This window comes from Alkaliphilus peptidifermentans DSM 18978, from assembly GCF_900101495.1.
Taxonomy (GTDB): Bacteria; Bacillota; Clostridia; order Peptostreptococcales; family Natronincolaceae; genus Alkaliphilus_C; species Alkaliphilus_C peptidifermentans.
The window spans coordinates 145954-153518 of record NZ_FMUS01000007.1; the positions used below are offsets into that span (position 1 = coordinate 145954).

Genomic DNA, 7565 nt, shown 5'->3' on the forward strand with positions numbered 1-7565 from the left:
GATGAGAAGCCACTTCTTCTCATCTTAAAGTTGTTTATCACTTATGAATAAAAGGTAGGCGTAGGTATTACTAATTTACTAGAGAGGATAATTAAAATGGAAAAGGTTACTGGTGTCAGAGAAATAATTAAGAATAATTTTAATTCTAATAAGGGTAGACTCATGGAAAAAGTAATGCCTAAGGCTTTTCTGCTGGCGGCTTCTATATCAATAATTACAACAATTGGTATTGCATTTACTTTAGTCTTCGATGCCTATAAGTTCTTTAGTAAAGTGCCTTTTAAAGATATATTTAGTACAAGATTAGCACCTTTAGCTTCAACCCCTGCTTTTGGAATACTACCATTGATAAATGGTACCATTATAATAGCTTTAATAGCCATGTCTGTAGCTATTCCTGTAGGATTAACTTCAGCTATATATTTAAGCGAATATGCCTCTGAAAATATAAGAAGAACCTTGAAGCCAATTATGGAGGTGTTAGCAGGTATTCCAACAATTGTATATGGTTTTTTTGCTTACTCCTTCGTTACTCCATTATTAATGAAGGCGATTCCTAGCCTAGAGGCTAAAAATGCTCTAAGTCCTGGAATAGTAATGGGAATAATGATTATACCTTTAGTTGCTTCATTGTCTGAGGATGCCATGAATTCTGTTCCAAACTCTTTAAGGGAAGGAGCACTTGCATTAGGGTCTACTAAGCTGGAAGTGGCATTGAAGGTTATTGTACCAGCAGGCTTTTCAGGAATAATAGCATCCTTTGTTTTAGGGATTTCCCGTGCTGTAGGAGAAACCATGATTGTGGCAATTGCAAGTGGCAGCTCTAAAAATTTTACATTTGATATAACAAAATCGATGCAAACCATGACTGCCTACATTGTAGAATTTACCAGTGGAGATGCAGGAAGCGGAACTCTTGGTTATTACAGTCTATATGCAGTGGGACTATTGTTATTTATATTTACCCTCCTGATGAACCTGTTGGCACAGTATATCTCTAAAAGATATAGAGAGGAGTACTAAAATGAGCTATCAAATAGAAGATAAAGGGGAATTAAAAACTCTTTTAAATATAGAGACAAAGAAGTCTAATATGACTAGACGTATTATACTAGATCGAATAGCCCGTAATATTTTTCTAATATCAACCATATTTGCCCTACTTGTATTGGGAATTTTGATATATAAAATATGGGTCGATAGTGTAGGGTGGTTAAATTTTAAATTTTTAACCAGCAATCTTTCGATTTTTCCCCATAAGGCAGGGATATGGGGTGCTATTGTGGGTAGCTTTTTACTAATGGCAATTGTAGCCCCTGTAACAATAACTTTGGGGGTATCAACGGCAGTATATTTAGAAGAATATGCAATCAAAGGCAAATTACAATCCCTTATAAAAATGAATATTTCTAATTTAGCGGGAGTCCCCTCGGTTATATTTGGTTTATTAGGATTAACGGTATTTGCAAGGTTATTAAACTTGGGTTCTAGCATTTTAGCTGGAGGGTTAACTATGTCACTACTGGTACTTCCAATTGTTGTTGTAGCTAGTCAAGAAGCTATTAGATCTGTCCCAAGTTTTTTAAGGGATGCCTCCTATGCTATGGGTGCCACCAAATGGACAACAATAAGAAAGGTTGTACTACCAGTGGCGCTGCCGGGTATATTAACAGGCTCTATACTTGCACTTTCAAGAGCAATAGGGGAAACAGCACCATTGGTTGTACTTGGCATACCCACCCTAATACTAAGAATACCATCAAGTATAATGGATAATTTTACTGCCCTCCCTATTCAAGTATACTATTGGACATTAGACGCAGTTTTAACTCGAGAGTACGCCAATCTTGCTGCTGCAACAATAGTAGTACTAATGCTTATGCTGGCTATTATGAATTCTACTGCAATTATTATTAGAAATAAATTTCAAAAGAGATACTAGAAAAGGAGGGTTTTACTTTGACAAACAAATTGATTGACAAGAGGACAATTTTTAAAATAAAGGATTTAAATCTATGGTATGGAAATGATCAAGCATTAAAGGGGCTAAACTATGATATAAATGAGCATGATGTTACCGCCATAATTGGGCCATCAGGATGTGGTAAATCCACCTTTATTAAGACTCTCAATAGGATGGTGGAGCTAATTCCCAGTGTAAGAACTTCGGGTGAAATCCTTTATAATGAAACTAATATCTTTAGTAAATCATTTAGGGTGGAAGAATTAAGAACAAAGGTAGGAATGGTATTTCAAAAACCCAACCCATTTCCAAAGTCCATATATGAAAATGTTGTATACGGGGCTAAAGTTCATGGAATCAAGAATAAATCTCAGCTAATGGAAATAGCAGAAACAAGTCTTAGAAGTGCAGCTCTATGGGATGAAGTAAAGGATAGATTAAATAGCAATGCCTATGGTTTATCTGGGGGGCAGCAACAAAGGTTATGTATTGCCAGATGTCTAGCAATTCAACCAGAGGTATTGTTGATGGATGAGCCAACATCGGCTCTTGATCCAATTGCTACTGCAAAAATAGAAGAGTTGATTGTTGAGTTAAAAAAGGAGTATACTATTGTTATAGTAACCCACTCAATGCAGCAGGCTGCAAGAATTTCTGATGAAACAGCATTTTTTCTATTGGGAGAACTAATAGAAGCTGGGAATACTAAGACTATTTTCACAACTCCAAGGGATAAACGAACAGAAGATTATATCACAGGTCGTTTTGGTTAAGAGGGGAGAGAGGAAAATGAGAAAGAACTTTATAACTCAATTGGAAGAACTAAATATTAAGCTTTTAAAAATGGGTGCTATGGTACAGGAAATAATAGATGTTTCTGTAAAGGCTCTGGCAAAACAAGATATTGAGTTGGCAAGAAAAGTATATGAAATGGATGACGAAATCGACAAGATAGAATTGGAAATTGAGATGGATTGCATGAATCTTATAGCATTACAACAGCCTATGGCCAGAGATTTAAGGGTTATTGCTACAGTATTGAAGATAATCACAGATCTCGAACGAATGGGTGATCATGCGGTAAATATAGCAAAGGTCACATTGGAAATTGGTGATGAACCATTGGTTAAGCCCCTAATTGATATCCCTAAAATGGCTAAATTAGCACAAAATATGGTTAGAAAAAGCTTGAATTCATTTATGAAATTGGATGTCATGCTTGCTGAGGAAGTAGCCCATGATGATGAAGATGTAGATTTACTTTATGAATATATATATACTGAGCTAATAGATATGATGATAGACAACCCCAATATAGTGAAGCAAGCCACGAAGCTTCTATTTATAGGACGTTATCTTGAAAGGATTGCTGATCACGCTACAAATATAGGAGAAAGGGTTATATATATTGTTACTGGTGAAAATATAGAAATTAACTAATAATAAAAGGACCTGACTTGCGTCAGGTCCTCAGGTTGATGACAAAGTCATCAAAATGCAGACTGATCAAAAAACCGCAGATTCAAGGCGCAAGAAAACCTAGCGACTGCAGCGTATACGTAATACGTAAGGGTGCTAGGTTTTCGAAGCAACGAAGAAGATGGGGGTTTTTCATCAGTCTAAGGACCTGACTTGCGTCAGGTCCTTTATACACTAAATATTATTTAGCTTTATCTAAAGCATTCTTAATTGCATTTTTAGCGCCATCTGCAGATTCTGTTGCACCAGACATACCATCAATACCATCAACCTGTGATATTGTTTCAAGAGTTATGCCAAGTTTGTTTGCAGCATCTACAACCTGTTGAGCAGAAACATCACCGTAACCAGCTGTTTGAGTCTTTGCAGCAAGTGCTTTATCAAGCTCTACTTTAGTAACCTTTCCGTCTTTTACAGTAACAGTTACTCTAATAATACTGCCATCATAGCCTTCTTTATAGCCCTTTGCCTCACCAACATATGTGCCATCCTTTAATGCTGGCTTTTGCTCTTGTGGTTTTTCTTCTGTCTTTGTTTCTTCAGGTTTTTTGGTTTCTTCAGGTTTTTCTTCTACCTTAGCTTCTTCAACAACCTCTTCTTCAACTACTTCCTCAAGGTTAATGGTACCATTTGCTAAAGCAGCTATTACAGCATTTATTGTGCCTTCACTAGACTTAGTTGCTCCAGTAATAGCATCAATTGAAGTGGATTGAAACTCAATAATTTTAGCTATTGTGTTTTCGGCAGCAGTGTCTCCAATAGAAGGAGTATCGCTTATTTCTAATACCTCTATAGATACTATTTTACTGTCGATAACCTCAACTCTTACCTTGATGTCACCATCATTACTAAAGCCCTTTGCAGAACCTTCATAGATACCATCGCTAAATGTCATAGGTTCTGGTGCTAGGGCAGCTACATCCTCTGATGACTTTTCAAGTCCTAAAGCAACCCTTACTGCTTGAATGGTTCCATTGCTTGAAGCTGTCGCACCAGTAACTATATCTACTTCTGTAGACTGTGTTTCAACTATTGAATCGATTATAGCTTTAGCAGCGTCATCTCCAAATCCTGGAGTATCATTGATTTCCAAGAGCTCGATAGAAATAATCTTGCCGCCAGCTACTTCAACTTTAACTTTAATGTCGCCACCATAACCATCGCCAATTCCCTCATGGACTCCATCTGGGTACCCAGTACCACCTGATGCTTTCACCAATGCCATGTTTATTGCTTCGATAGTACCGTTACTAGAAGCGGTGGCACCAGATATAACATCTACCTCAGTAGACTGGCTTGCAATTACACTATCAATAACTTGATTAGCAGCATCATCGCCTAAACCAGGAGTATCATTAATCTCTACTAAATCAATAGCAGAAATTTTGCCCCCTTGGATGGTTACAGCAACTGTAATTTCGCCACCATAGCCCTGTCCTGTACCTGTATAAGTACCATCAATATAACCAGCAGCTTCAGTAGGGGTTCTCATTAAAAACATCCCACCTGCTACTATAGCTATTGCCAGAAGAGGCAATAAAAAAATCGCTATTTTTTGTTGTTTATCCAAACAAAACACCTCCTATAAATATACCAATTATATAATACCACATTGCTGTTAAAATTGAAACATTATTTGTTAATATTCATACTATGGAAATAATGTATATTTAATAACAAACAAGTAAAATAAACACCAATATCATTTGTGTTAGTTTATGACAATAAGTAGCTTCTATACAAGGTTAATTTAAGTACTTTAAGCATCATACTTTTGACATATACCCAATGATTACTGCAAATAACAATAAAATAGTGAGTATTTAACAATAGAAAAAGCAGCCTCCTAAGAAGCTGCTTTTACAAATCCCTTTATAGGATATTTTGCTTTAATTATGCTGTTGCTTTTTCTGTCTTATCTATTTTAGTAATTGTAATTCCTAGATATCCATAAACTACATTAATAACTGGTAATAATAGGTTTAAGAAGGCATATGGACCATAAACAAGAGGAGAAACGTTAAATACTCCCATCATAAAGGCACCACATGTATTCCATGGTATAAGAGCAGAAGTAACTGTTCCAGATCCCTCTAAAGCTCTTGAAAGCACCTTAGGATGAATACCCCTTTCGGCATAGGCATCCTTATACATTCTACCTGGAACAACAATAGACAAGTATTGCTCACCTGTTACTAGATTAACAAATATACAAGTTACAACTGTAGCTAGTATAAGAGAACCTGTACCATTTGCTAAGCTTAAGATAGCTCTTCCTACTGCATGAAGCATACCAGTTCTTTCCATAACACCACCGAAGGCTAGAGCGATTAAAATTAATGAAACAGTCCACATCATACCATCTAATCCACCGCCGCTTAATAATTCATCAACAATTTCAACACCAGTTTCTATTTCAAATCCATAGTGGGCAGCATCTATAATTGCACCAAAGTCAGCACCCTGGAACAATACTGCAAATATTGAACCTAGTAATGTACCAGTAATTAATCCAGGTAAAGCTGGTACCTTCATTACTACTATAAGAATTACCACTATTGGGGGAATCAACAGTAATGGAGTTATATTAAAATTCTGACTTATAGTACCTAGCAATAGATTAATTTGTGCAGTATCAATACTTTGTCCTGAATATTTTAATCCAAGAATACCATAAATAACTAATGAAATAAGAAGTGCAGGTCCTGTGGTGTAAACCATGTGCTTAATATGCTCAAATAAAGTTGTCCCAGCCATTGCAGGAGCAAGATTTGTTGTATCGGATAATGGAGACATTTTATCTCCAAAGTAGGCTCCTGAAACGATTGCACCGGCCACCATTCCAACTGGCATACCTAAACCAGTACCAACACCCAATAGGGCGATACCAACAGTACCAGCAGTGGTCCAAGAGCTACCTGTAGAAATAGATACTATACAGCAAATAAGAACAGTAGCAATAAGAAAAATACCAGGAGATAATATTTGTAAACCATAATAAATCATAGTAGGTACTGTACCACTTAAAATCCATGTTCCAATTATGGTTCCAATTACCATAAGGATTAGTACAGCCTGCATTCCCATCTTTATTGTATCTATAATTCCTTCCTCAAGTTCTGTCCAATTAAAACCTAACATAAATACAGCTACAAGACCAGCCACAATGGTGGACATAATTAAAGGAATATGGGGGTCTTGTTCAAATACCACAATAGTAATAAATAAAACAACTACTAAGAATAAAATAGGAATTAGAGCGTGTAAAAGAGTTGCTTCCTTCTTTGGCTTAATACTCATAAATTTTCCTCCTTTTTAAATAAAAATCTTAAAATATATAGCCTATCTACTTTATCACCCCTTTAAATTCATTTATCAAGCATATAGGAAAATAATAACACATCGAATCAGAAAATTCAAATTAATTTGAAGATTAGACACGGTTTTATGCATTGAATGTATAAATATTTTGTGTAAATCCTATAACACATACTAAAATAAAAGGGATATTTTAAGTCAATATAGTATATTATAAAACATTTTGCATAATAATTCAAATTACTAATAATGTAAAAAAGTAAATTGCAATTTTTTTTACTTTTGAAAGTTATAATTATTCGAACAAAGACAATACTTTTCCAGGAAAAAATCATACTAAATATATTACTTTATTATTTGAACTGGGTTGACTAATTTGTATATAAAGCATATAATATAAATACACCCCCCTGGTTAGGGGGATTTATGAAAGGAGAATTTTTATGGATATACATGTTACCGAAGCTGCTAAAGAAATGCTTCTAAATCAAAATTCACAAAATAAGCCTATACGAATCTTCATAGGAAGCATTGGTTGAGGCGGACCAAGATTTGGATTGTCTCTGGATGAGACAAAATCAACTGATATAATTAAAGAAGCCAATGAATTAACCTTTGTTGTAGAAAAAGAACTAGAAGACCAATTTCCTGCTATTGAGGTGGATTATAAAAAGGGTATGTTTAATAGAGGCTTCTCCATAACCTTAAAGGGAAGTGGTAGTAGCTGTTGTGGATAATATAAAGGATAGAAAAATCTATCCTGAGACTGTTGACAAAGTCCACCTGAAAAGGGTGGATTTTTTTT

The 7565-nt window shown here is 35.4% G+C and carries 7 protein-coding genes; 5 read left to right on the plus strand and 2 right to left on the minus strand.

Annotation, left to right across the window (positions count from 1 at the left end):
- Positions 1-96 precede the first annotated feature (96 nt).
- From pstC to phoU, 4 genes are read left to right on the plus strand one after another with little or no spacing between them, the layout of a single operon-like run.
- Entirely contained in the window at positions 97-1023 is a 927-nt protein-coding gene (gene pstC / locus BLP68_RS07125; protein WP_091541748.1) for a phosphate ABC transporter permease subunit PstC, read from the plus strand.
- Between the two features lies 1 nt (position 1024).
- On the plus strand, positions 1025-1942 hold the full coding sequence (gene pstA / locus BLP68_RS07130; protein WP_207647889.1) for a phosphate ABC transporter permease PstA: 918 nt from the start codon (positions 1025-1027) through the stop codon (positions 1940-1942).
- Between the two features lie 17 nt (positions 1943-1959).
- Positions 1960-2736: a phosphate ABC transporter ATP-binding protein PstB gene (gene pstB / locus BLP68_RS07135; protein ID WP_091541751.1), complete on the plus strand. Its 777-nt coding sequence runs from the start codon at positions 1960-1962 to the stop codon at positions 2734-2736.
- 16 nt (positions 2737-2752) lie between these two features.
- A complete protein-coding gene (gene phoU, locus BLP68_RS07140; protein WP_091541752.1) occupies positions 2753-3403 on the plus strand; it encodes a phosphate signaling complex protein PhoU in 651 nt (216 codons plus the stop codon).
- A 220-nt stretch (positions 3404-3623) separates the two neighbouring features.
- Here phoU and BLP68_RS07145 read toward each other — a convergent pair whose 3' ends face one another.
- A complete protein-coding gene (locus tag BLP68_RS07145) occupies positions 3624-5012 on the minus strand; it encodes an FMN-binding protein (protein ID WP_091541755.1) in 1389 nt (462 codons plus the stop codon).
- Between the two features lie 323 nt (positions 5013-5335).
- Positions 5336-6742, minus strand: coding sequence for a Na+/H+ antiporter NhaC (gene nhaC, locus BLP68_RS07150; RefSeq protein ID WP_330389104.1), 1407 nt, complete (start codon positions 6740-6742; stop codon positions 5336-5338).
- A gap of 575 nt (positions 6743-7317) precedes the next feature.
- On the opposite strand from nhaC, the gene BLP68_RS07155 reads away from it, so the two are divergent.
- Positions 7318-7497: a hypothetical protein gene (locus BLP68_RS07155; RefSeq protein WP_091541757.1), complete on the plus strand. Its 180-nt coding sequence runs from the start codon at positions 7318-7320 to the stop codon at positions 7495-7497.
- Positions 7498-7565 lie beyond the last annotated feature (68 nt).

What these genes read in the sequence shown, in the direction of transcription:
- pstC (WP_091541748.1), top strand. Translation starts at nt 97, where the DNA reads ATGGAAAAGGTTACTGGTGTCAGAGAAATAATTAAGAATAATTTTAAT.
- pstA (WP_207647889.1), top strand. Translation starts at nt 1,025, where the DNA reads ATGAGCTATCAAATAGAAGATAAAGGGGAATTAAAAACTCTTTTAAAT.
- phoU (WP_091541752.1), top strand. Translation starts at nt 2,753, where the DNA reads ATGAGAAAGAACTTTATAACTCAATTGGAAGAACTAAATATTAAGCTT.
- nhaC (WP_330389104.1), bottom strand. Translation starts at nt 6,742, where the DNA reads ATGAGTATTAAGCCAAAGAAGGAAGCAACTCTTTTACACGCTCTAATT.